The sequence below is a fragment of the uncultured Mucilaginibacter sp. genome, assembly GCF_903913935.1.
Classification (GTDB): Bacteria; Bacteroidota; Bacteroidia; order Sphingobacteriales; family Sphingobacteriaceae; genus Mucilaginibacter.
In genome coordinates this window covers 1-24186 of record NZ_CAIWNH010000446.1, presented here as the reverse complement: position 1 = coordinate 24186, position 24186 = coordinate 1, and the positions used below count along the sequence as shown (strand labels likewise).

General features: G+C 43.6%; 21 protein-coding genes. 13 read left to right on the top strand and 8 right to left on the bottom strand.

The annotated features are described in order from the left end of the window. Nucleotides 1-57: 57 nt before the first annotated feature. Nucleotides 58-765, bottom strand: a complete 708-nt coding sequence (locus QZY09_RS17815; RefSeq protein WP_295674579.1) for a Crp/Fnr family transcriptional regulator — start codon at nucleotides 763-765, stop codon at nucleotides 58-60. 95 nt (nucleotides 766-860) lie between these two features. Between QZY09_RS17815 and QZY09_RS17810 the strand changes: the two genes are divergently transcribed. The 3 genes from QZY09_RS17810 (at nucleotide 861) to QZY09_RS17800 (ending at nucleotide 3758) form a co-directional block, all read left to right on the top strand. Next, nucleotides 861-1529: a bifunctional 2-polyprenyl-6-hydroxyphenol methylase/3-demethylubiquinol 3-O-methyltransferase UbiG gene (locus QZY09_RS17810; RefSeq protein WP_295674577.1), complete on the top strand. Its 669-nt coding sequence runs from the start codon at nucleotides 861-863 to the stop codon at nucleotides 1527-1529. Nucleotides 1530-1533: 4 nt separating this feature from the next. Further along, nucleotides 1534-3210, top strand: coding sequence for a SulP family inorganic anion transporter (locus QZY09_RS17805; RefSeq protein WP_295674575.1), 1677 nt, complete (start codon nucleotides 1534-1536; stop codon nucleotides 3208-3210). A 128-nt stretch (nucleotides 3211-3338) separates the two neighbouring features. Continuing rightward, a complete protein-coding gene (locus QZY09_RS17800) occupies nucleotides 3339-3758 on the top strand; it encodes a VOC family protein (protein ID WP_295674572.1) in 420 nt (139 codons plus the stop codon). A 78-nt stretch (nucleotides 3759-3836) separates the two neighbouring features. On the opposite strand, the gene QZY09_RS17795 is transcribed toward QZY09_RS17800, so the two are convergent. Beyond that, nucleotides 3837-4217, bottom strand: coding sequence for a LiaF domain-containing protein (locus QZY09_RS17795; RefSeq protein WP_295674571.1), 381 nt, complete (start codon nucleotides 4215-4217; stop codon nucleotides 3837-3839). A gap of 258 nt (nucleotides 4218-4475) precedes the next feature. On the opposite strand from QZY09_RS17795, the gene QZY09_RS17790 reads away from it, so the two are divergent. The 8 genes from QZY09_RS17790 to QZY09_RS17755 all read left to right on the top strand — a co-directional run bounded on the left by QZY09_RS17790 (nucleotide 4476) and on the right by QZY09_RS17755 (nucleotide 19282). Further along, nucleotides 4476-6104, top strand: coding sequence for a DUF6377 domain-containing protein (locus QZY09_RS17790; protein ID WP_295674569.1), 1629 nt, complete (start codon nucleotides 4476-4478; stop codon nucleotides 6102-6104). Nucleotides 6105-6315: 211 nt separating this feature from the next. Continuing rightward, a complete protein-coding gene (locus QZY09_RS17785; protein ID WP_295674567.1) occupies nucleotides 6316-9276 on the top strand; it encodes a SusC/RagA family TonB-linked outer membrane protein in 2961 nt (986 codons plus the stop codon). A gap of 7 nt (nucleotides 9277-9283) precedes the next feature. Then, a complete protein-coding gene (locus QZY09_RS17780) occupies nucleotides 9284-10783 on the top strand; it encodes a RagB/SusD family nutrient uptake outer membrane protein (protein WP_295674566.1) in 1500 nt (499 codons plus the stop codon). 8 nt (nucleotides 10784-10791) lie between these two features. After that, nucleotides 10792-11883, top strand: coding sequence for a SusE domain-containing protein (locus tag QZY09_RS17775; RefSeq protein ID WP_295674564.1), 1092 nt, complete (start codon nucleotides 10792-10794; stop codon nucleotides 11881-11883). Nucleotides 11884-12082: 199 nt separating this feature from the next. Beyond that, entirely contained in the window at nucleotides 12083-14533 is a 2451-nt protein-coding gene (locus QZY09_RS17770) for a TIM-barrel domain-containing protein (protein ID WP_295674562.1), read from the top strand. A 45-nt stretch (nucleotides 14534-14578) separates the two neighbouring features. Continuing rightward, nucleotides 14579-15937: an alpha-amylase family glycosyl hydrolase gene (locus tag QZY09_RS17765; protein WP_295674559.1), complete on the top strand. Its 1359-nt coding sequence runs from the start codon at nucleotides 14579-14581 to the stop codon at nucleotides 15935-15937. 89 nt (nucleotides 15938-16026) lie between these two features. After that, a complete protein-coding gene (locus tag QZY09_RS17760; RefSeq protein ID WP_295674557.1) occupies nucleotides 16027-18207 on the top strand; it encodes a carboxy terminal-processing peptidase in 2181 nt (726 codons plus the stop codon). Nucleotides 18208-18229: 22 nt separating this feature from the next. Next, complete coding sequence (locus tag QZY09_RS17755) at nucleotides 18230-19282, top strand: hypothetical protein (protein WP_295674554.1); 1053 nt, start codon at nucleotides 18230-18232, stop codon at nucleotides 19280-19282. A 15-nt stretch (nucleotides 19283-19297) separates the two neighbouring features. Here the strand turns inward: QZY09_RS17755 and QZY09_RS17750 are convergent, their stop codons facing one another. Beyond that, a complete protein-coding gene (locus QZY09_RS17750) occupies nucleotides 19298-19723 on the bottom strand; it encodes a BLUF domain-containing protein (protein ID WP_295674553.1) in 426 nt (141 codons plus the stop codon). A 245-nt stretch (nucleotides 19724-19968) separates the two neighbouring features. Here QZY09_RS17750 and QZY09_RS17745 point away from each other — a divergent pair, with 245 nt between their 5' ends. Together QZY09_RS17745 and QZY09_RS17740 are read left to right on the top strand one after the other, a co-directional pair. Then, a complete protein-coding gene (locus QZY09_RS17745) occupies nucleotides 19969-20382 on the top strand; it encodes a hypothetical protein (protein WP_295674552.1) in 414 nt (137 codons plus the stop codon). Then, nucleotides 20372-21127 (top strand): LytTR family DNA-binding domain-containing protein, encoded by a 756-nt coding sequence (locus QZY09_RS17740; RefSeq protein WP_295674550.1) that lies wholly within the window; start codon nucleotides 20372-20374, stop codon nucleotides 21125-21127. The genes QZY09_RS17745 and QZY09_RS17740 overlap by 11 nt, the downstream gene beginning before the upstream one ends. 39 nt (nucleotides 21128-21166) lie before the next feature. On the opposite strand, the gene QZY09_RS17735 is transcribed toward QZY09_RS17740, so the two are convergent. The 5 genes from QZY09_RS17735 to QZY09_RS17715 form a co-directional block, all read right to left on the bottom strand. Then, entirely contained in the window at nucleotides 21167-21433 is a 267-nt protein-coding gene (locus QZY09_RS17735) for a hypothetical protein (RefSeq protein ID WP_295674548.1), read from the bottom strand. Nucleotides 21434-21572: 139 nt separating this feature from the next. Further along, nucleotides 21573-21704 carry a hypothetical protein gene (locus QZY09_RS17730; protein WP_295674547.1) on the bottom strand — a complete coding sequence of 44 codons (132 nt, stop codon included), beginning with the start codon at nucleotides 21702-21704 and terminating at the stop codon, nucleotides 21573-21575. Between the two features lie 7 nt (nucleotides 21705-21711). Then, nucleotides 21712-21897: a hypothetical protein gene (locus tag QZY09_RS17725; RefSeq protein WP_295674545.1), complete on the bottom strand. Its 186-nt coding sequence runs from the start codon at nucleotides 21895-21897 to the stop codon at nucleotides 21712-21714. Nucleotides 21898-22214: 317 nt separating this feature from the next. Beyond that, on the bottom strand, nucleotides 22215-23381 hold the full coding sequence (locus tag QZY09_RS17720; RefSeq protein WP_295674544.1) for a DUF3999 family protein: 1167 nt from the start codon (nucleotides 23379-23381) through the stop codon (nucleotides 22215-22217). A 34-nt stretch (nucleotides 23382-23415) separates the two neighbouring features. Next, nucleotides 23416-24186: DUF2339 domain-containing protein (locus tag QZY09_RS17715; RefSeq protein ID WP_295674541.1), on the bottom strand; the 771-nt coding region annotated here is incomplete at its 5' end.

Below are 24186 nucleotides of genomic sequence, written 5' to 3'. Positions count from 1 at the left end.
GTAAAACAGCGGAGCGGGCAATCGAAAGATGGCCCGCTCTGCTGTTTTGTTATAAACCTACCGGTAATTTGATTTTTTGACCAGCGACTGAATATCGAGGATCCTTATCTTCCGGCCTTCTGTACTAAGGATGCCTTCATCTTTAAATTCTTTTAACAGGCGGATCACGTTTTCCTGCGCTATGCCGGCCATATTGGCCAGGTCGGCGCGCGAAATATTCAAATCGGTATCTTTTTTCTCCGCATTCACATCCTTAAACTTTTCGCGCAATACGATCAGGGCAATGGCAAGCCTTTCAGTGGCAGTCCGCTGCGCGAATACGGATATACTATTGGTGAGCACAGTAAACTCGTGGCTTAGCGCTTTCAGCAAACGGTGAGTAAAATTAGGTGAACGGTTCAATACCTCCATGAAATCTTCCGCAGGTATAAAACTAAGCAGAGAAGTTTCAAGGGCCGCCGCCGAGTCAGGATAGCGCTCACCCGACAATACCGCATGGTAACCTATCAGTTCCCCTTCGTTAGCCACATAAATGATCTGTTCCTTGCCGCCACGGTCCGTTTTGTATTTTTTTACTTTTCCTTTTTTTACGATAAAAATCCCCGCAGGTACGGTGCCTTCCCTGAAGATTACTTCGCCTTTATGATATTCCTGGTCGCTTTGGTGGCTCACCAGGTACTTAAAGTCCTCGTCCGACAGCACATTCAGCATAGATTGTGTTGTAAAGTTCCATCGTTCGATCGGGAATATTCCTGATAAGCTCATATGCAAAGATATACATAATTAAAAGCTGATAAATATCAGTTTTTGCGCTGATGTGATACCATGCCAAAGGGCCTGAAAAGGTGGTAAATTTGCAGGTGACCAAAATTTACCCATATGCTGATTTCCCGCCGCGGCCGGATGAGCAGTTAAACAGGAAACTTACCCTGGTATCTGACGGGAATGATAACAACGCTGCGCTTTTTCAAAACGATGCCGCGTTCGACTGGATGTACCCGGAACATTTTCAATTAATATCACTTAAACAGTGGACACCCATAGCCATTGCCCGCAAAGCCGCCGAATTTTTAGCCGAACCAGGTGCACGGGTTTTGGATATTGGCAGCGGGATTGGTAAGTTTTGCCTTACTGCGGGTTACCATTATCCCGAAACTTCTTTCCATGGGGTGGAACAAAGAGCGGAGCTGGTTTATTTTGCCGAAGAGGCAAGGCAATATACCGGGTTGGACAATGTGAGTTTTATCAATGCAAATATTACCCAGCTGGATTTCAACCAGTTTGATCATTTTTATTTTTATAACTCATTTTATGAAAATATCGATCCCGAAAACAGCATCGACGATACCATAGCCACCTCTTTTAGTTTGTACAGCTATTATACACAGTATCTTTATAAGAAATTAGCTGAAAAATCATCAGGAACGCGCCTGATCACTTTCCATTGTTTTGATGATGTAATACCCCTTGATTACTGCCTGGTCAATACTTCCTGCGATACTTTGCTGAGAATGTGGATTAAACGATAAAGAAATGAAGACGATATTCCGACCAAAACTAATTGATACCCTTAAAAATTATAGCAAAGCGCAATTTTACAAAGATGCCATAGCCGGCATGATCGTAGGCATTGTGGCCCTGCCATTGGCGATAGCGTTTGCTATTGCCTCAGGTGTATCGCCTGAAAAAGGACTTTTCACGGCCATTATCGGCGGTTTTATTGTATCGGCGCTGGGCGGCAGCCGCGTGCAGATTGGCGGGCCAACCGGGGCATTTATTGTAGTGGTTTACGGTATTGTTGAGAAATTTGGGGTAAACGGCCTGGTTATCGCGACATTTATTGCCGGTATTTTGCTCATTATTATGGGCCTGGCGAGGTTGGGGAATGTGATTAAATTTATTCCATACCCTTTGATCGTCGGCTTTACCACCGGAATTGCCGTAATCATCTTCTCCTCTCAAATCAAAGATTTTTTCGGTTTAAAGATGGCCAATGTGCCTGCTGATTTCATCAGCAAATGGCTGGCTTACGGGCAGCATTTTAACATGGTTAATTATTACTCATTCGGCATTGGCGCGTTAACCCTGCTTATTATTTATTTATGGCCCAGGGTTACCCATAAGGTGCCGGGCTCACTGATCGCTATTATTGTAACTACCCTTGCTGTTTATTTCTTGCATTTGCACGTCGAAACTATCGGCAGCCGCTTTGGGGCGATATCCTCATCATTACCTTCGCCGGTAATCCCTACGGTTAGCTTTGCCACATTTCAACAGCTAATCCGGCCGGCATTTACTATTGCCATGCTGGGCAGTATCGAGTCCTTGTTATCCGCGGTAGTTTCCGATGGCATGATCGGCGGCAACCACCGTTCCAATACTGAATTAATTGCCCAGGGCTTCGCCAATATCTGCTCCTCTATCTTTGGGGGCATCCCGGCAACCGGAGCCATCGCACGTACCGCTACCAACATTAAAAACGGAGGCCGTACACCGGTTGCGGGCATCATCCACGCCATAACACTGCTGTTGATCCTATTGTTTATCGGTAAGCTGGCTGCCCTGATTCCTATGGCTACCCTGGCTGGCATACTGGTGATTGTTGCCTGGAATATGAGCGAAGCCAAAAGCTTTATGTTTGTTTTAAAAGGATCAAAAAGCGACGCGGCGGTTTTGCTTACCACTTTTATACTTACCGTTTTTATCGACCTTACGGTTGCTATTGAACTGGGAATGATCCTGGCGGCTTTCCTGTTTATGCGCAAAATGACGAAGGCCAGTTCGGTTGAACATGCCGATCTGTCGTCCGAAGATAGCGCCGACGAACTTTCCGTGCCAGACGGGTTGCCTGAAGGCGTTGATGTGTTTGAAATAAACGGCCCTATGTTTTTTGGCGCCGCTTACAAATTTAAGGACACCATGCGGGTGATTGAATATCCCGCGCCCGTGCTCATCATCCGGATGCGCCATGTTCCGGTAATCGATGCGACTGGCATCCGCGTATTAAGGGAAGTGCACGAAGAAATAAAAAAGCGCGGGAGCAAACTCATTTTATCAGAGGTAACCAGCGAACAGGTGATGACTGAGTTGCGAAAAGCACGCCTCGTATTCCACATCGGCAAAGCCAATGTTACCGATACTCTAGAAAAGGCAGTCACCAGGACAAATGAAATTTTGGAGGATAGAAAACTGCATAAAGGAAACAGGTGAAACTTAGTTTGATTTTATCCCATACATATCCTTGTCATAAAATACCCTTTAACTTTAAAATGTCATACAACCACCCGGTTAATGCCTTGGCCTATATCCTATATTTGGCCTGACCAATCAATTAAACAATGAAAGCAGTAAATATCACCCTTGCTTTTAACAACCAGGCGGAAGCAGCCTTTAACTTTTACAGATCCGTATTTGGCGGAGAATTTATTCATGTGCAGCGCCTGAAGGATATGCCCAGCCCAAATCCAATGTCCGCTGAAGAAGGCGAAAAGATTCTCCATATTGCTTTGCCAATTGGTGGCGCCGTGTTGGCCGGGATGGATATACCGCAGGGGAGGCCTGAAGCGATTGCCGGAACAAATTTTATGGTGACACTGGATACCAGCAGCGAAGAAGAAACGCAGCAATTATTTGAGGGCCTGTCTGAAGGCGGATTTGTGATGATGCCGCTCGACCACCAGTTTTGGGGTGCCTATTTTGCCATGTTTACTGATAAATTCGGTATACAATGGATGCTGAGCTATGTAGCGGATAAATAAATCACCTTTTTGTACAAGCAGGCAAACAGATGATTGTCCGCTTGTAGTTTTTATCCAATGTTTTAAAACGTTTTTAAATCAATACTGCCTGCGTATAATTTTGATGCTGGCAAATATCGAACAGCCGGTAATGATCAGCACTTTATTGGGGTTGATTTTCTGAACGCCAGCCTGCCGGTTATCTTCATAGGTTGCCATGATGAGCGTTTGATCAGTCTCAACCCGCCAGTCTTCCGGAACAATGATGATCGTTTCTCCGAAGGTTTCAGATATATCCAAAACAGCCAGACCCTGTATATCGGCACTGGTAAAATCCAATTCGGTTTTGCCAAAAACGTTATTTATTTTACCCCCTTTGAAGTCTTTGGAGATAATGATTTTTTTTACCTCACCGAATAGCGTATTTGAGTCGATACAATCAGTTGGGTTGGCGAAGAATGATGATGCTGTGTTTGTCATGGTCATTAATTTTCATCAATATTATGCAGCATTGGCGGGCAAAAAAAGCCCGGTACTGCCAGGTGTTCAAAATTGTCGGTAAAAGATAGTGTTATATCGGTAAACATATTTGCAAGCTGTCGGCCATTTTTGTTCGTAGTAATACAAGCCGCCATATTCTATTCGGGTTTGTTTCAAAACCCAACCTCTTTTCCACATTCCTTTGAAGGTATGCTACAATCCTAAATATTTATATACCTTTAAATTTAAGTTTTTTTAATGAGATCAGTTTTTAGGTTATTCATCTTTTTGACAGGAATATGCACGCTAAGCCAGGCGTATGCCGTCGCTTCTGAAGATAGCCTGCTAAACCGCCTTGATGCGGTGCTTGCTCATAAAGAGGATTTTGTAAATCAGAAACTCCGCAGAATCAATGCGATTAAGCAGGAATTAAACGCCGTTGCTGATCGTAGTGGTAAATACCAGGTATACCAAAAACTTTTTGATGAATACAAGGCCTTCAGTTATGATTCGGCGTATAGTTACTCAAAAAAGCTGATGACCACAGCAATGCAATTAAAGGATCCCTTAAAAATTGCAAGAGCCAAAATGGACCTTGGGTTCACTTTTATTTCTTCCGGAATGTTTAAGGAAACCTTAGAAACACTTAACCAGATCAACGTCTCCTTATTTCCGGATAGCAGTAAGATCCAATATTACTTCCTGAAGGCCAGGAGCTACTTCGATCTGTCCGATTTCGACCGGAACGCTGATTATACATCAATTTATAACCCGATTGGCATAAAATGTATTGACAGTGCCCTGGCGCTATGCAGGCCAGGCAGCTATTATTATTTGGAGCTGAAAGGACTAAAGGAACTACGCAATACAGAGGATGACGCCGGGTTGAAAACTTATGTAGCGTTATTAAAATTCCACCATTTATCACCGCATGATTTTGCGGTTAACGCTTGTTGCCTGAGCTATATTTACGAGGTAAAAGGCCGGCACGAAAAGTCGCTGGAACTGTTGATTGAAGCTGCGATATCTGATATCCAGTCGGCTACTAAGGAAACCGTTGCCATTTATAACCTGGCAGATATTTTGTACAAAAACGGTGATATCGACCATTCATACGTTTACATTAAACAGGCAATGGACGATGCCACTTTTTATGGGGCATTACAACGGCAGGTTAAGATCAGCAGTATCCTGCCCATCATCGAAGCCCAATGGATCAGCCAGATAGAGCATCAAAAAAAGTTGCTTTATACCTACTCTTTTATTATCACGCTGCTGGTAATATTTGTACTTGTATTTGCCTGGATCATTTTTAAACAATTAAAAAAATTGCGGATTGCTGACGAAGTGATCAAGGCTGCCAACATCACCCTGCAGGAAAATAACCGCGCACTGGAAGAACTGAACCGGAATTTAAGCACGGCGAATAAAATCAAGAATGAATATATCGGGTATTACTTTAACATCAACTCCATTTATATAGAAAAGCTGGAAAGTTTTCAAAAATCAATCGATAAAAAGTTGAGTAGCAAACGCTATGATGATGCACTTTCAGCTGTTAAAAACCTTAATCTCGAAAATGAGCGGCTGCAGCTTTTCCATACCTTCGATAAGGTGTTCCTGCGCTTATTCCCCGATTTTATAAATAAATTTAATGCCCTGTTCAAAAAGGAAGAAATTATCCCTGTACCGGAAGGGCAATTGCTCACCACTGAGCACCGGATCTTCGCTTTGATCAGGATGGGCATCCATGATAACGACCGCATTGCGAAACTCCTCGGGTACTCCGTGAACACTATTTACTCCTATAAAAATCGTATCAAGAACAAATCATTTATTCCGAATGACGAGTTTGAGGACCGGATTATGGAAATTGAGTCGGTTTAGCCCCTTTCTCCGAAAATCTTAAATCTATATTGACCATAGTATGGTTGTCTTGTAATTATCTCATTGTGAGTATATTGTAATTATTTTCTTTCCATTATTTTCTATATTGACTTAGTGAACTATTGCCGTTGATCTCTCAGGTCTCTTTCTTTGATTCGGATTTAGCCAGATAAGCCGGGTCCAATTAAACCAATATTAAACTCAATATTAAATGAAAAAAGTTTACTTATTTAAGTATGGCCTGACCATACTGTTGTTAATTTGTGCATTTTCTGTATTTGCCCAAAAAAGTACTTTTGCCGGCAAGGTGGTTGATGAAACCGCCCAACCTTTACCGGGCGCAACGGTTCGTGTTAAGGGTACCGACAAATCAACAACCACGGATCTAAACGGAAAGTTTACACTGCCGGGCAGCGACCAGTCGGCAATTGTTGTAACGATTACCTATATCGGTTATGACACTATGGAAAAGGTAATGACCGCGAATGAGCCGGTGACTATCCAACTGATCCCGAACCAAAAGGCATTATCTGAAGTAGTGGTTGTTGGTTACGGCACGGTTAAGAAAACCGACCTTACCGGTTCTGTTTCAAACCTTGGGAGTAAAGATTTAAACCCGGGAGCAGTTACCAGCCCATTACAGGAACTGGAAGGCAAAGCTGCCGGTGTTAATATTAACCAGGTAGGCAGCGAACCGGGCGTTGCGCCAAGTATCCGCATCAGGGGCTTTACTTCACTCCAGGGCGGTAACGATCCGCTCGTTGTGGTTGACGGTATTCAAGGTAATATGGACCTGTTACAACAGGTACCACCAAGCGAAATTGCCTCTGTTGACATCTTAAAAGACGCATCAGCAACTGCAATTTATGGTTCACGCGGTGCGCCGGGTGTAATTATCATTACCACAAAAAAAACCAGCGCAGGAAAAACAAGTGTTGAATACAACGAAAATACTTCGCTGGATGTAATTTCAAAAAAATTACAATTGTTAAATGCCGCATCGTGGACACAGGAAGCTAACGCCTTAGGCGTTGACGCGTCAGCAAATCATGGATCTAATACAGATTGGTACGATTTGCTTACTCAAAATGGTGTTACCGAAAACCATAGCCTGTCATTTGGAGGAGGCTCCAATGAGTTTAATTACCGTGCTTCGCTAACGGCTATCAACGAAACAGGCTTGGTAATTGGTACTGGGTATAAAAATTATATCGGCAGAGTTACGGCGACCCAGAAAGCATTGGACGATAAACTAACCCTTACCATGAACATCAACAGTGGTATTAATGAAGCTGTTTATGAACCCAATGGTGTTGGTAATGCAGCATTTCACTCAAACCTGATCAGCCAGGCTTATATCGCCCGGCCAACCGACCCTGTATTTGATACCGACGGCAGTTATTATCGAGACCCGAACGTATTTCAATACACCAACCCTTACGCGGTAGCCAAAACCGTGAAAAATGATGTGAACTCAAATGAACTCTTCGGCAGTTTAAGGGCCGACCTGGATATCTATAAGGGTTTATCAGCGGGATGGTTTGGCAGCTGGAGAAAAGTTGACGGGAATACCGGCTTTTATGAGCCATCATCGTCGACTATCCAATACGCGATAGACAACAACGGCGTAGGTAATATCAACAACTGGCATAACGACGAAAAATTAATGGATATTAATTTGAGTTATAAACATGATTTTGATAAAAAGAATCACTTTGACGCCACATTGGTATATGAGTGGCAGGCACAAACCTATAATGGTGATTTTGCCCAGGGCAGGGGTTTTGTAAACGACCTTGCTTCATACAACGCCCTTCAATTAGGCGATATTTCAAAAGTACTGCAGGGCGATATTTCATCGTATAAAAATGACAGGAGACTGGTATCCTTTTTAGGAAGGGTAAATTATAGTTTTGACAGTAAATACTTGTTAACTGCAAGTATCAGGCGCGATGGTTCAACCGTATTTGGGGTGAACAACAAATGGGGAAATTTCCCATCAGCGGCTTTTGCATGGCGCATAACTCAGGAAGATTTCATGAAGGATCAGCACCTATTCAGTAACCTGAAATTGCGTGTGGGTTACGGTATTACTGGTAATCAGCAGGGAATCGGACCGCAAAACTCCATCGCTTTGGTAGGGCAGGCCGGTACCGTATTTTTTGGTGGCCAAACTATCCCTAACTATGCGGCTACCCAAAATGCTAACCCTAATTTAAAGTGGGAAACCAAAAAACAGGCAAATGCCGGTTTAGATTTCTCGATGTTTAATGACAGGCTGAACGGTACCGTAGATGTTTATACCTCTAATACCGACAACCTGTTGTTTAACTATACCGTGCCTTTAGAGGGGCCGTTTTTAACTACAAATATCCTGGCAAATGTGGGCAGCCTGCAGAACCGCGGGCTTGAGCTTACACTGAGCTACAGGGTTATTCAATCAAAAAACACCACCTTAACCCTGGCAGGCAATGCTTCATTTATGTCGAACAAGGTTTTGAGCCTTGGCGGCAATATCGAAGGATATAATATCCCGACAAATTATGTTGGTTTATCCACCCCTAATTCATACCTGGTAGTTGGCAAGCCGATTGGAACATTCCTGATCCTAAAACATAGCGGAGTAAATGCACAAGGCGTTGAAACTGTTGTGGGCGAAGATGCGAGCGGCAACGTTGACCAGGCCCCGCAAAGCAAATACCGCGTGGACGAAGGACAGGCGCTTCCTAAATATGAATTTGGATTTACACCGAGTTTTACCTACAAAAACTTTGATGTATCTATGGTTTGGAGCGGTGCCGGTGGCAATAAAATTTATAACGGCATCAGCCAGGACTTTAGCATGCTTGAAAACATAGGCAAGCAAAATTTACTGACCAGTGCTATGGCTACGGGTATTCATTCGTCGCCATTTGGTTCTGATGAATGGCTGGAAGATGGCTCTTATATAAGGTTTCAAAACCTAATGTTCGGTTATAAAGTTAACTTAACTAATGTAAAGTTTATCAGTGCTTTACGTATATCCCTAACCGGTCAAAACCTGGCTATTATTACCAAATATAAAGGGCTGGACCCGCAACTTAATACAAGTGACCTTGGCGCCGGCTATGACTATGGCGTTTATCCGCGTACCAGGACCTTTTCGGTTGGCTTAAATGTTATTTTAAAATAATCAGATCATGAAAAAAATATTATTAAGTATTCTAATAATTGGCCTCGCTGCACAAAGCTGCACCAAGGTTAATGAAAATGTGTACGACAAGTATGCGGCCGCGCAGTTTTATTCGACGCCAGCGGGTGCCGATGATGCGCTGGCCAATGTGTACGCAAAAATTACGGGGACATGGGGCAGCAACTACGCGGGTCGCGATAACTGCTGGTACGATTTGAACAGCTTCTCGGCAGATGAGCAGGTGATCCCGCACCGCAACACCGGCGACTGGCAGCTTGACTTTGCACAACTGTACACCCGTACCGAATTACCAAGTTTAGGCATCATTAACAATACCTGGAACTGGGCCTATTCATGTATTTACAGTGCGAACCTGGCGGTATCTGAATTAACAACCGCTAAAGCTGATCCATCTAAAATTGCTGAAGCCAAGGTGATGCGTGCATGGTTGTATTACCTGCTGATTGATGATTTTGGCGATGTGCCGTTTTACACCGATAATAATACGGACATTTCGAAGATCGCGCAGGAAAAAAGAGCAACCATTTACAGCTTCATCGTATCTGAACTTAAAGCAAACGTCGACCTGCTTTCTGAAACCAGAGGCGGTACTTATTATGGCCGTTTCACCAAATGGGCAGGTTACATGGTATTGGCCAAGGTGTATTTAAACGCCCAGATTTATACTGGCACACCGCAATGGGCCGCCTGTTTAGATGCTTGCAGCAAAATAGCTTCGGGTAATTTTACACTGCATCCTGCAACCGCCAATACAGCCGCGCCGCTGGGCAACACTTATTACGAGCTTTTTGGTAATGTTTGCCCTAACGATGAAACCATATTCGCATTGTATATTACTCAAAATGTGATCAGCGGAAATATTTACACCATCAGGAGTTTAAACAGTGCCAACGGTACTGCGCTGATCGGCTTTAATGGCTGGAACGGTACGATCATCCCTGGTGATTTTTATGATAAATATGATGCAGGCGATATCCGCAGGAAACAATTCCTGGTTGGCGCGCAGGCAGGCGGTGTTACTTACACTGAAACCGTATCATCACTTATTGACCCCGGTGCAGGGCCAAATGAAGGCATCAGGGATGTTAAATTCTTCCCGGTACCTCCGGCAGATGCCAGCGGCGAATCAAACGACTTTCCGGTTTACAGGTACGCCGATGTATTGTTAATGCAGGCTGAATGTAATGTTCGTTTAGGAAACACAACAGCGGCAACGCCATTCCTGAACCAGGTGAGGCAAAGGGCAGGCTTAGGCGATATCGCTGCGCCAACCCTTCAGAATGTTTATGACGAAAGAGGGTTTGAGTTAAATATGGAGGGCCACCGCAGGCAGGATATGATCCGTTTCGGAACATATCTGCTTCCACACGGCGCAGCGCCGAATATTGTACCGGCAGGAGCCGCTTACCAGCAGTTATACCCGATACCAACAGCGGCGTTGAATGCAAACACTACATTAAAACAGAATCCGGGTTATCCTAACTAATCATCATTATGAAAAAATTAATCAAATTAACTTTAATAGCAATTGCTTTTACCGGCGTTGCTTGTCATAAGGAGGCTGCATTAACTACCCTGGCACCTGTTTCGTTTAGTGGCGCTTTAACCACTTCAACTAACCAGGTAATACTTACAGCGGCTACTGATACTACTACAGCATTGTTAACTTTAAAGTGGCCGGCGGTAGTGTATCCTTATAAGGCAAAAGTAACCTATACCTTGCAGGCAGACTTGCCGGCAGATACTGTTGGTGCCACCGGTTGGGCTAATGCCACACAGATAACGATAGGGCAGGACATTTTGAACAAATCGTTTAAAGAAAGCGATCTTAACGCATTAGCCCTTGCCGTAGGTATTGGCGCTAATGACACCGCTAAAATGGTGTTCAGGGTGCAGGCTTACCAGGACCGCAGCACTTTTTCAAAAGGCATAACCGTAACGGTAAGCCCGTGGAAACCCGTGGTTGCCTATTCACATGGCTGGCCGGTACTTTGGGTGCCAGGTGATTACCAGGGATGGTCGCCTTCAACTGCACCAACTGTTGCAGCAGAAGTTGCTAATATTTACGAAGGCTATATTTATGAAAAAGCAGGCGGCACCTTCCAGTTTAAGTTTACCAGTGCGCAAGACTGGAACCATATTAATTATGGCGATGCAGGCAGTGGTACACTTACCACAGATGGTGCAGCAGCAGGTATGACCTTACCAGGCGCGGGCTATTATGAACTGGTTTGTAACCCAGCAACATTAACCTGGAACTACACACTTACCACATGGGGTATCATCGGTGATGCAACCCCCGGCGGCTGGGGCGGCGATACGCAAATGACGTTCGATCCCGTTAAACAGGTTTGGACAGTTACCTGCAACATGTTAACCAATGCCTCATTTAAATTCAGGGCTAATGGTGCATGGAGTATTGATTTTGGTATTGATGCAGCCGGTCATCTTGAGTATGCGGATAATCCTGCTTACCCATATAATGGTTCGCTTAATAACCTGACGGTACCATCAAGCGGCAATTATACCATTACTTTAGATCTTCGCGATCCGAATAACTACAATTTTACATTAAAGAAAAACTAACATTTGTAAGGCAGTGCTTCAGGCACTGCCTTACTTTTTTATAAGCTAAAATCACAAAATTTAATTCTGTAAAAGATGATCATTTTAACGTAAATTTCATGCTGTTTTCAGTTGATCAAAACGACTTTGTTTTAATGCACAGCCGACTCACCAGGGCCATTTATACATCTTTTAGCACAGAAAAATTTTAAAAAGATCCATGAAATTTAATAAGATCACCCTTACGCTTGCCTTTATTTTCACTATCACTCACCTGGTAGCACAATCGCCGGTTTTAACAACCGGCAATGTAGAGACCGTTACTATTGGTGAGCAGGAAATTACTTTTAAAACCACCAATGCCTTCGGGATGGTAACTGTTTACAGTCCATCCATTATCCGCATCCGGCTGGATAAGAATCCCCTTAAAGGCGATTTTTCCTATGCCGTAGTTGGCAAATCTCAAAAAACGAAAACAACGATAACACAGGATAACGCAGAAATTACGCTGGTAACTGATTCAGTTAAAGCAATAATTCACAAACAGCCTTATTCCATAACATTTTATACCCCCGACGGTAAAATAATTAATGAAGAAGAGCAGGGATTGACCACCTCCTGGGTTGGAAATGCAGTTACCTCCTATAAGAAATTGCAGGATGACGAACACTTTGTAGGACTTGGGGAAAAAACCGGTAACCTTGACCGGAAAGGAAACGGGTATACCAACTGGAACGAGGATAACTACGCTTATAGCATTACCCAGGACCCTTTGTACTCAACCATCCCGTTTTATATCGGTATACATCATCATTTAAATTATGGGATATTCCTGGACAATACCTATCAAAGCGATTTTAATTTCGGCGCCAGCAATAACCGGTTCTCCTCATTCGGCGCACGCGGCGGCGAAATGAATTATTATTTTATCTACCACAAAAGCGTTGCAGATATTATTACTTCTTATACCTGGCTTACCGGGCGTATGCCGATGCCGCCGCTTTGGGCGCTTGGCTACCAGCAAAACAGGTACACTTATTACCCGGAGGCGGAAGTGTTGCGCATAGCGCGTACGTTGCGCGAAAAAAAGATCCCTGCGGATGGCATTACACTGGACATCCATTATATGGACCGTTTCCAGTTGTTTACCTGGAATAAAACGCAGTTTCCCAACCCGGTTTTGATGAATGATACGCTGAAAAACCTGGGTTTTAAAACGACGGTTATTGTTGACCCGGGAATTAAAGTAGCGCCAGGCGCTCCCGCTTATGAAAGTGGTTTAAAGGAAAATGTTTACATCAAATACCCTGACGGTCAGAATTATACCGGGCAGGTATGGCCCGGCTGGTGTAATTTCACCGATTTTACCAGCGAAAAAGGCCGTGCTTGGTGGCGTAAACAGGTGAAATTCTTTGCTGAATCAGGCGTAAGCGGAATATGGAATGATATGAACGAAATATCTACCTGGGGCCAAAAAATGCCTGATAACGTGTTGTTTGATTACGACGGCAAAAAAACCACGCACCTTGAAGCACATAATGTTTACGGGCTGGAAATGGCCCGCTCAAGTTACGAAGGGGCACTGGAACAGTTTAAGGAAAGGCCATTTATATTAACCCGTTCAGGATATGCCGGCCTGCAGCGATACACCGCTATCTGGACGGGGGATAACCGCGCGGAAGAGGACCACATGCTGCAGGGCATAAGGATATTAAACAGCCTTGGATTAAGCGGCGTGTCTTTTACAGGCATGGATGTAGGCGGTTTCAGCGGTAATGAATCTATTCCATTGTACACCCGCTGGATAGAGCTGGGGGCTTTTACGCCATATTTCAGGAACCACACTACTTTAAATACCAAATCAGCTGAGCCATGGACTTTTGGCGAAGATGCCCTGGTGATCGCGCGTAACTACATCAGCCTGCGGTACCAGCTGATGCCTTACCTGTATTCAACTTTTTATGGATCGACCCAAAACGGTTTGCCAGTGATGCGCTCACTGGCAATGGATTATACTTTCGATCCGAATGTATTGTCGCCTGAATTCCAGAACCAGTACCAATTTGGCCGTGCCTTTATGGTTGCCCCGTTTGAGAGCTCAAAGGAATATGGCAAGATCTATTTTCCCGAAGGTACCTGGTACGATTTGTATAATGACTCGGTTCAGGCAGGCCAACAGGCAAAGGTTGTCCCTTTAAGTTTAAATAAGTTGCCCGTGTATGTTAAAGGCGGCAGCATTATTCCGATGCAATCTTTGGTGCAAACTACCGCGGTAAAGCCGACAGATACCTTATCAGTACATATTTACAATGGCACTGCCAACAGCTTTGTTTATTACGAGGATGATGGCAAAAGTTTTGCATACAAAACCGGTGCCTTTTATAAACGCACGATCATGTTTAACCCCTCGGCCAGGAGTATAACCTTCAACGAAGCCGAAGGCAGTTATCCGTCTCAATTTAAATATATGAAACTTGTATTACACGGCTACGACCAGATTGATGGTGTGAATACTGATAAAAACCACTATAAACTGCAAAACGAGGCCTATGCTTTTTTAAATGCGACACCTGCCAATGATCCCATGGCAGGTGCATCCCCCCGCGAAACATGCCCGGTTAAATATGTCGTGATAGAAAATAGCTCAAAACTGATTCAATTAAAATACTAATCCAGGAGGAATTGTGAAATGAATATAAAAACACCAAAACTTAAAATGAATACTCTATTTATAATGATGATGCTGGCGGTTTTTGGCTGTAGCAAATCAAAATCTGTACCCCCTGTGGTTACACCACCGGCAACTTATAAAGATCCGGCCCAATATGGTACCCCATTTGCCAATGTACCGGCAACCAAGGATATCGTGATGTACGAGATAAACGAAAAAACGTTTACACCCGCCAATTTCCAGGGCGTTGATGCAAGGCTTGATTCTATTAAAGCCCTTGGCGTAAATGTGATCTGGCTGATGCCAACGTACCCAATCGGAGTCCTTAAAGCCTCTGGTTCTCCTTATGCAGTAAAGGATTATGAAGGGGTAAACGCCAGTTTCGGCACCCTGGATGATTTGCGCGCTTTGGTCGCCAAAGCGCATGCCCTGGGTATGGCAGTTATCCTGGACTGGGAAGCAAATGATACATCCTGGGATAATGCGTGGATCACCGCCCATCCATCATGGTACATGCAGGACGCATCAGGTAATATCCAGCAGCTTTCCACCTATTCAGACGTTGCGGCATTGAATTTCAATAATTTTGATATGCGCACTGCCCTGATAAGGGCGATGAAATATTGGGTGTTTACCGCGAATATTGACGGTTACCGTTGTGATTTTGCCGACAACTCCCCAACTGATTTTTGGACGCAAGCGCTGGATACCCTAAACACCATTTCTACGCACAAACTGATCTACCTGGCCGAAGGCACAAAAGGCACCGAAATTTCCTCGGGCTTCCAGATCAGCTATGCCTTCAGCTATTATAGTACACTTAAATCTCTGTATGCCGGCACTACATCGCCATCCGGTTTGTTCGCTACAAATACTGCAGAACTGGCTTCGTTACCATCGCCCGGCGTAAAACTAAGATATATCACTAACCATGATGATGCGTCATCCGATGGCAGTACCATCAACGAATATAAAGGCAAACAGGGGGCGTTATCGGCATTTGTGATTGCGACCTACATGGGCGGGATTCCATTGATTTACGACAGCCAGGAAGTTGGTTATCCAAGCGCCATCAACTTTTTTAATACCGTACCGGTGGATTATACGGCCAACCCGGATATGGTTGCTGCATATAAAAAGATCCTGGCCTTCAGGGCCGCGCATGAGGCAGTAAAAGTGGGCACATTAACACCATATACCGACGCGAGTGTGGTTGCCTTCGAAAAAAAATCAGGTACGGATGATGTGCTGATAGTAGTAAACACCGGTAACAGCACGGTTAACTATGCTGTTCCGGCTGGGGTACAAGGCAGTTGGATTGATGGCATGAGTAATACCGCCACCACACTATCCTCGCTATTAAGTTTAACACCCTACCAGTATGTGGTGCTGAAAAAGAATTAAAGGTTTTCTCTCCTATATTTTTATATACAATTTGGTTGCAAAATGGCGGGAGCCCTCCCGCCTTTTGCTATTTTTAGGGGGTTCATTCAGTGAATAGTGTATATACCACCATAATCAGCACGCCAATTTATTTTTTTATTTCCTTTATCCTTGGTATTTTACAGGCAGCATTTTATGGCATGAAAAAACTCCGGGCGGCGCTGTTTACTTTACTCTTCCTTCCAACTTTATCAAATGCTCAAACGACAGATAGAGTTGCGAATGAAGCATTTGTGATTACCCGGATGGTTAACAAGTTTCATGTAGAGCCGCGGCAATTGAATGCTTCATTTTCAGCAGATGTATTTAAGGGGATGCTGGATAAAGCGGATGAGGACAGGATCTTCTTTACGCAAAATGATATTGGCAGGCTTAATCCTTACCGGGCAGTAATAGCAGGTGAAATAAAACAGCGTAACACCGCTTACCTGGATCTTTTTATCAGCATTTACAAACAAAGGTTGCGCCAGGCAGATTCATTGGCGGACTTCATCGTGAAAACTCCTTTTAATTTTTATGCTGTTGAAAAATTAACGGTTGCTGAAGATACTTTGTTCCCGGCTGCTCCGGTTGCCATGCGGCCAAAGTTGTATAAGAAACTCAAAGCAAATGCGCTTGATGAACTGGACGATGATATTCCGGATGACTTTAAAACCTGGCCGGCTGTTAAACAAAAAAAATATATCGACAGCGCCGGGCTGGCTGCCCAAAAAAAGGTAGTGTCTTCCTTAAAAAGGAAGATCGGCAATATCTTACAAAATTCATATGGGATTGAGCGCTATTTGGGCAACCTGTATTGCGAAACCATCGCTTCCTGTTTCGATCCGCATACTGAATTTTTCCCGCCGCAGGAAAAGGAAAATTTTGAAAGTGAACTGGGTAAGCAGCCCTTCCAGTTTGGATTCCGGATGAAAGAAGATAAAAACGGTGGCGTGCTGATTGATAACCTGGAACCCGGCAGCCCGGCGTATAAAAGCGGCAAGCTGAATAAAGGCGATAAATTTATGAGCCTGCAATGGGATGGCCGTAAAGCAGTTGACGTTTCTGATATCTCCCCGGACGATTTTATTGAACTGATCAGGCAGAGCGGCCATAATAAAGTTTTATTTACCATGAAAAAAACCGATGGACCGATAGTCCAGCTGACCCTGGAACGAGAGCAGGTTGCTGCCGGCGGAGGCGAGGATGATGGCAGGGTAAAAAGCTTTGTATTAAAGGGCAAAACCACCGTCGGTTATATTTATTTACCTGCCTTTTACGAGGATTGGGAAAGCAATAACGAAGGCCTTAACGGCTGCGCCAATGACGTTGGGCGCGAGATCATCAAATTAAAAAAAGAAAACATAAGCGGGCTCATTCTTGATCTGAGAAGTAATGGCGGCGGCTCGGTAGGAGAAGCTACGGAACTGGCAGGTATATTTATAGATGCAGGACCGGTGGCGCAGGTAAAAAGCAAGGATGAAAAGGTAGCAACTATAAAAGATACGGACCGGGGCACCGTGTTCGATGGCCCGCTGGTGATCATGGTAAATGGTTACAGCGCCTCAGCATCTGAAATGGTGGCAGGTACCCTGCAGGACTATAACCGCGCTGTTATTATTGGGTCGCCTACCTATGGTAAAGCTACTATGCAGGTGGTTTTGCCGATGGATACTACGATTACCCCTGAAAATTTTTCAAAAGTGGTAACGGAGGACAATTTAAAGCTCACTGTAAGCAAGCTATACCGGGTTACAGGCGCCTCGGCCCAGTTTAAAGGCGTACAGCCAGACATTGCCTTGCCCGACATGCTTGACGTATACATCAGCAAGGAAGCCGATGAGCCTTTTGCGTTGCGCTCCGGATCAATCGCCCCAAACAAATATTATACGCCATATGCGCCGCTACCTTTAAAAACACTGGCGCAAAGTATGCAAACCGAAATTGATACCAGCCAATTTTTTAACATGATAAAAAAATTGGTGGCCTATACCAAACAGCAAAAGGCTGCGAAAGATATTCCGTTAAATATTAATGATTATCTGGCTTTAAATATGGCCAATAATGCAGGTACCACAGCACCATTGCCGCCATTAAAAAAATTCATCGTACAAAGCAATGCTGATGAACAGGAAAGACTGCAAGCCAATAGTTTGCTTAAAGAAATGAATGAAGATTTTAGTAAACGGGTGGCGGCAGATGCTTATATTAGCATAGCCTATGACGTACTTGCAAAGATGAAAACCGAATAACCCATATCAATAAATAGCCCCTATGAAAAAACTATTTACCTGCACTTTATTGTTTATTACAATAACACTGGGTGTAGTAAAAACCGCCAAAGCGCAAGATCCCCAGGCCGACGCGGGTACTTATATGACAGCGATAAGTACTGCCGAAACGGACATGAACAAAGCTTATATGGCCTATATCAGTGCCTCGGCACATAGCAGCCGTAAACGAAAGATCGAGAAATTGCGGAACGTCGCCGTGGATAATATCGTGATCTGCCAGAATACTATCACCAACCTGCCGCCTTATAAAGGCGACAATTCTTTGCGGCAAAGCAGCCTGAAATTTATCCAGCTATGCTACAAAATCTTTAATGACGATTATACCCATATCGTAAACATGGACGATATTGCCGAACGCAGTTACGACGAAATGCAGGCCTACCTTTTACTGGAACAGGCGACCAACGATTCGCTGGAGATGGGAAACAAACGGATAGCAGTAGCTGAAAAAGCGTTTGCCGCCAAGTACGGGGTGAACCTGATTTCGGAGCGGACGGAGCTTGGCGACAAAATGGAAGCCACCGGCCGCGAAACCAGGTACCATGATAAAGTATACCTGCTGTTTTACAAATGCAATTGGGAAGATAACCAATTGACTGAAGCCGTTAATCAAAAAAATGTGACCAAAATTGAGCAGGTGCGCAGCGCACTTGACAAATATGCGATTGAAGGCCTTAAGGTATTGGATACTTTAAAGGTTTTTGACAATGATGGCTCATTGGCCAATGCATGCCAGCAGGCGCTCAATTTTTATAAAACCGAAGCCGAAACACAGGCGCCGCAGCTTACTGACTATTTTATGAAGGAGGAAGCCTTTAACAAACTTAAGGCCACCCTTGACGCTAAAAGCGCCGACCAGCGTACACAGCAGGATGTGGATGCTTATAATAAGGGTGTAAACGATATCAATGCAGCGGTGAATACCTATAACCAAACCAACCAGCAACTAAATAACGGCCGCAACGACGTAATTAATACCTGGAATGCCACCGAAAAGCAATTCATGGATACACATACACCATATTATAAATGATTACGTAATTAATGTTTAAATACCTATACGGGCAGTACAGATAAAGGATTTGAGCAGGTCTGTCGCTCGATGTTGCTTTTTAAGGAAAAGAAAGTCTTTGGTTTCAGGATCAAGAAAACCCGACAACCCGGTATTGCTAAAACTGTCCAGCGCTTTAAATCCCATAGACCATTTTGGGAAATTGCGATCTGACAACTCGCCGCTATCTATAATGGTTGTGCTTTTATGGCGCGGGTCGGCGCTAATGCGTTCAAAAGTTCGCAGTACCGTGGTCTTTTCACCTTCCAGTAATTGAACAAAATTACCATCGCCGTATAACAACAAGCCGGTAATGCCGTCGCGCGTATTATTTCGATGACTCACCTTTAAAAGCGCTTTCAATTCGTCCCCCGTAAACCAGTTTGTGCCGGCGCTGATGTAAAGAATATAGTATAGATCCATGAGTACCGGTGAATTTAGTTTTTTTATAAAACTGTAAATAAGATTCCTCTTAAAAATAAAAACTGAAAATTATGCCAAATGCTGTTGCTTAAAGGGCAATTTCCGGCAGCAAACAAATCATATCCGCAGCTGTCAAAGATGCTTATATATCCGGTTAAACAGGCTATCTTTCAAAAAATATGCGGGGCTTGTTGCGCTAATCATTAAATAACAGCAATAAGAAACAGGCTGTATTGAAACAGGGAATGGCTGCTTGGGAAACTTATTTAAAACTGGAGCAGTTGCGTTTCGGGTTTAATTATATTATATCTGTTGCTGATGATATTAATGGCTACGAAACTGAAATCCCTTCCTTATTATTGCAGCTGCTGGTTGAAAATGCCATAAAGGATGGCGTTTCGGCCCTGCAGAAAAATGGTCGGATCAGCGTGAATTATATAAGGAAGCAAAATGATATGATGGTATCGGTAACTGATAATGGCGGAGGCTTCATAGTTGCTGAAAATATAAACGGTTTTGGATTAAAGCTTACCCGCGCCAGGATAAAACTGGTGAACGACCTCGCCAACGGGCAAGCCATCAATCTTGAAATTAAAGTGAACACGCCTTCCGGAACGCTGTTGAGCTTACCTTTAAAAATTGGTTTTTATGAGTATTAGTGCTGTTTTGATTGATGATGAAACGAATAACCTGGATAACCTTCAGGAGTTGCTGAGCACGTACTGCCCCAGAATTAGCATTTGCGCAACTGCATTGAACGCTGATGAAGGTAAAACTATCATCGGGAAACATCAGCCGGATATTGTTTTCCTGGATATCCAGATGCCGCATAAAAACGGCTTTGATTTGCTAAGGGAATTGAATAACTATGATTTTGAGGTGATCTTTGTAACCGCGCACGATCAATATGCTATCCAGGCCCTGCGCTTTGCTGCGGTGGATTACCTGTTAAAACCGATCAACATCAATGAATTGCAAGCCGCAGTTGACCGGGCCATCAAAAAATGTAAATTAAAAGTACAGAACCGGCAGGTGGAAAACCTGATCCATCTGGTAAAAAGCCAGCAAAACAAAGAGGTACAGCGCATTGCCTTAACTACTTTAAAAGAGACGCGGTTTATTAAAACGAATGAGATCGTGCGCTGCGAATCGTCCAATAATTACAGCACTTTCTTTTTGCAGGGTGGCGAATCGTTATTGGTTTGCAAGCCGATTTATGAATATGAGGAGATTTTAAAAGATTACAACTTTATCCGCTGCCACCAGTCGCACCTGGTAAATAAAAAATTCATCAACAGCTGGAAGAAGGAGTATGGCGATTTTTTATTGCTTGCCAACGGGGATGAGATCCCGGTTTCCCGTAATAAAAAGGAAAGCGTGAAGAAAGCGCTGGAGAATGGGTAGCCCCCCTTTCAAACAAAAGCTTTTTTGGCAGAAATGGTTTTAAGCCTCCGCTTTATCTTTTAACAGCGAAAAAATAAGCCAGGCAATAGCAATTATCTGAACGGCGATCATGCCGCAAACAATCAACTGCCCACCCACCCAGTGCTGGATCTTAAATACAAGGCCGACGAGAAATAACACAAAACCTGCTAAAAAGAAAATTGTAGGATAACTGAATTTGAAAAACAGGATCATCAGCCAAATAATTGATATTACCTGGAAAATGACCATACATATCGTCATAAAATCCCCAACGGGTAAATGCATTGTCCGCAATAATATACCTGTGAGAAAAAAAATGAAACTAACTAAGAAAAGTGCAATGGGGTAACGGTAATTGTTCAACATAGGTGACGGTTTACTTTTTTTTAATCAATACAATCATTAGCCAGACGATAGAAAATGCCTATACCATCAGCATACTGCCGAATAATAAGCTACCTCCCGGCCAATCTATCATTTTTAATAACATGGCTGCCAGCATAAAGGCAAAACTTGCTATAAATAATACAAGCGGGTAGCGGTAGTTGGTAAACATAGGGTAATTACTTAGCTCGTTTTTGTTTAAAGTAGGCCCAAATAGCAGGCGACTTAAGGAGAAGTAAAGCAATGGCGCCGCCGGCAATAAAACTGCTCCACGTTTCCACTTTTGGGTCGAAATTCATCAGGCTTATTACCACCATTACAATTGCAATAACGCCCACCATCATAAATAAGTAAATTTTTCCCATATGCTGAAATATACAAGCGCTTTAATGGCAAAGCTAATAAAAATAGCAGCATAATTGAATCTGGCCCTTTTTGTTGCAGTGAAATCGAATTTAAAAAGCGTATGCCCCGTTAGGGGCTACCTGTTTGTAGCATCCGATAACCTACCAGACAATTACCCCGTCAGGGGTTACCCTTTGCGAATGGGTAACCCCTGACGGGGTAATATTTTGTTGTGATTTTTTTTTCTACAAACAGGTAGCCCCTAACGGGGCATGAATAGCTTGCGAATTTCTCGCCAGCATAGGTTTCCTTAAGCTTTGAAAATTTAAAAACGATTTCACTGGTTTTTGTTGTTTACCTCCGTAACCATTTTCCAGGTTAACAGGATTAACAGCAACAGTGCTGCGATGATTGAGATCCAGATGATTATACCGTTATCTTTGTTGACTATTTTGTTGTGTATTTGATAGGTCGCGTTTTTGATAACAGCTGTATGGCTTATTTCGGGGATCCGCTGATGAATACTGTCGATAAAAAACTTCAGGTCGTAATCAGGTGCGGAGGCTTTTTTATCGCCGGTTAAAATTTTATAAGATTGCCCAGCATCGAGGTAACTTACAATAAACTGATCTGCCTGGAAAACCTTAATATTTTTTAGGCTGAGCGGTAAGTTATCGCCATTATCAATTTGCAATTCAAGTTCATTCCCTTTGGCTGCAAACAGCAGGCTGTTGCTTTTGCCCGGGAATAGTTCAGCATTGCTCACCAGTACGCGGTCTTGCTTATCCAGCTGGTAAACGGCAACGTCCCGCTTGTAATATTTGGGCGCGGATATATTTAGTTCGATTTTGTTAACCAGGTAGTTATCATTTAGCCAGATATCGATATAAGTTACCTTATTGCTATCCTTTTGACTAACACGGGCGTCCGGCACCTCAAAATATGACTTTGAAACCGATTGCTCAGTATAAATACCCGCTTCCATGAATTTTAACGGTGCTTTGTTTTTATCATTTACCAATAGTTTTAAATACCGGTAGTTGCTAGCCGGGAACGAGAGCGATTGCAAATAGGCCCCTCCGCTGTTTAAACCTGCCTGCTGTAATGGAACGTCCTCCTCAATAGCAAACCAACGTTGCAGGTCGTCACTGCCGGATATGTTTACGGTGCGTTTTACCGCGGTGTTCCTGAGTTTTACCCAAAGCATATTTACGGGCAGGCTAACCCGGTTTTCAATAATATAGGAGGTGCCTGTATCAGTTTTTGAAGCAGCTGCTACCCGCGGAAATACCATAAACTTTTCGTTGGCAGGCTGCGGGAGGTTATCAGCAGTAATATAAGGTACAAAATACCCTTTTTGGGTAATCAGGCGGATATCCGAAAGGTCGGCATTGCTTTTTGCAACAAGCGCCGGCTGCAGGCTTATTTTATAAAACCCGGCTGAATCTGTTTTAGGAATAGTCGCCGCGTATTTAAAAGAGTTTTGTGCGGATGCAGAAAACATTACGCAAAACATTCCGGCAACAAATAATCCCGCTTTAATCTTTTGACTTCGCCTCATCGTCCACAATGATTTTTTTAACTTTTTGGTACATAAAAGATATGATGAGCAATAACACGCCCAGGCAAAAGAACGCCGCTATCTTGCCGGCAACAGGGATGTTGTTGATATCGAATATAAATAATTTTAGCAATGTTATGGTAAACAGGGTTAATGAAATAATGCGCAGGTTCCGTTGTTTGTTGCGCATCCCCAGCCACATCAGGATAAATGAGATCACTCCCCATAATACTGGTAGCGTGGTTTTTATATACACCGTTTGGATCGTATCCACGCTGTTTTGTTTTGAAAAAAACAGCAGCTCGCCCAGCAGGCAAATTTCTAAACTTAAAAAGGCAACAATTCCTGCAGTTAACAGCCAGGCACACGCGTCTTTTGTGGTATCGCTAAACTTTTCACGGCATAGACGGATAATACTGTAAAATATCATCGCTATAAAAATGTCACTGATCCAGTGAACGGCAAAGTGCGACACGCTGATCTTTTTAAGCTCCAGCATTTCTGCCAATTGGGTAAAAAATACAGGTGCCAAAAACAGGTAAAAAGTAGCGGTACAGGCTAACAAGGTTAAGGATAGTTCCCAACTATAATCAGCGCCGTTTATCCTCGCTGATATGATCCGGAACAGGTAAACAAAAACCGGGACATAAAGCGCCAGGTACAAAATATTGATGCTGGTATTTGGGTAGTAATAGGAAAACTGGTGGTTAACCTCCAGCAATCCGCCTAAAAACAACAGGATAATGGC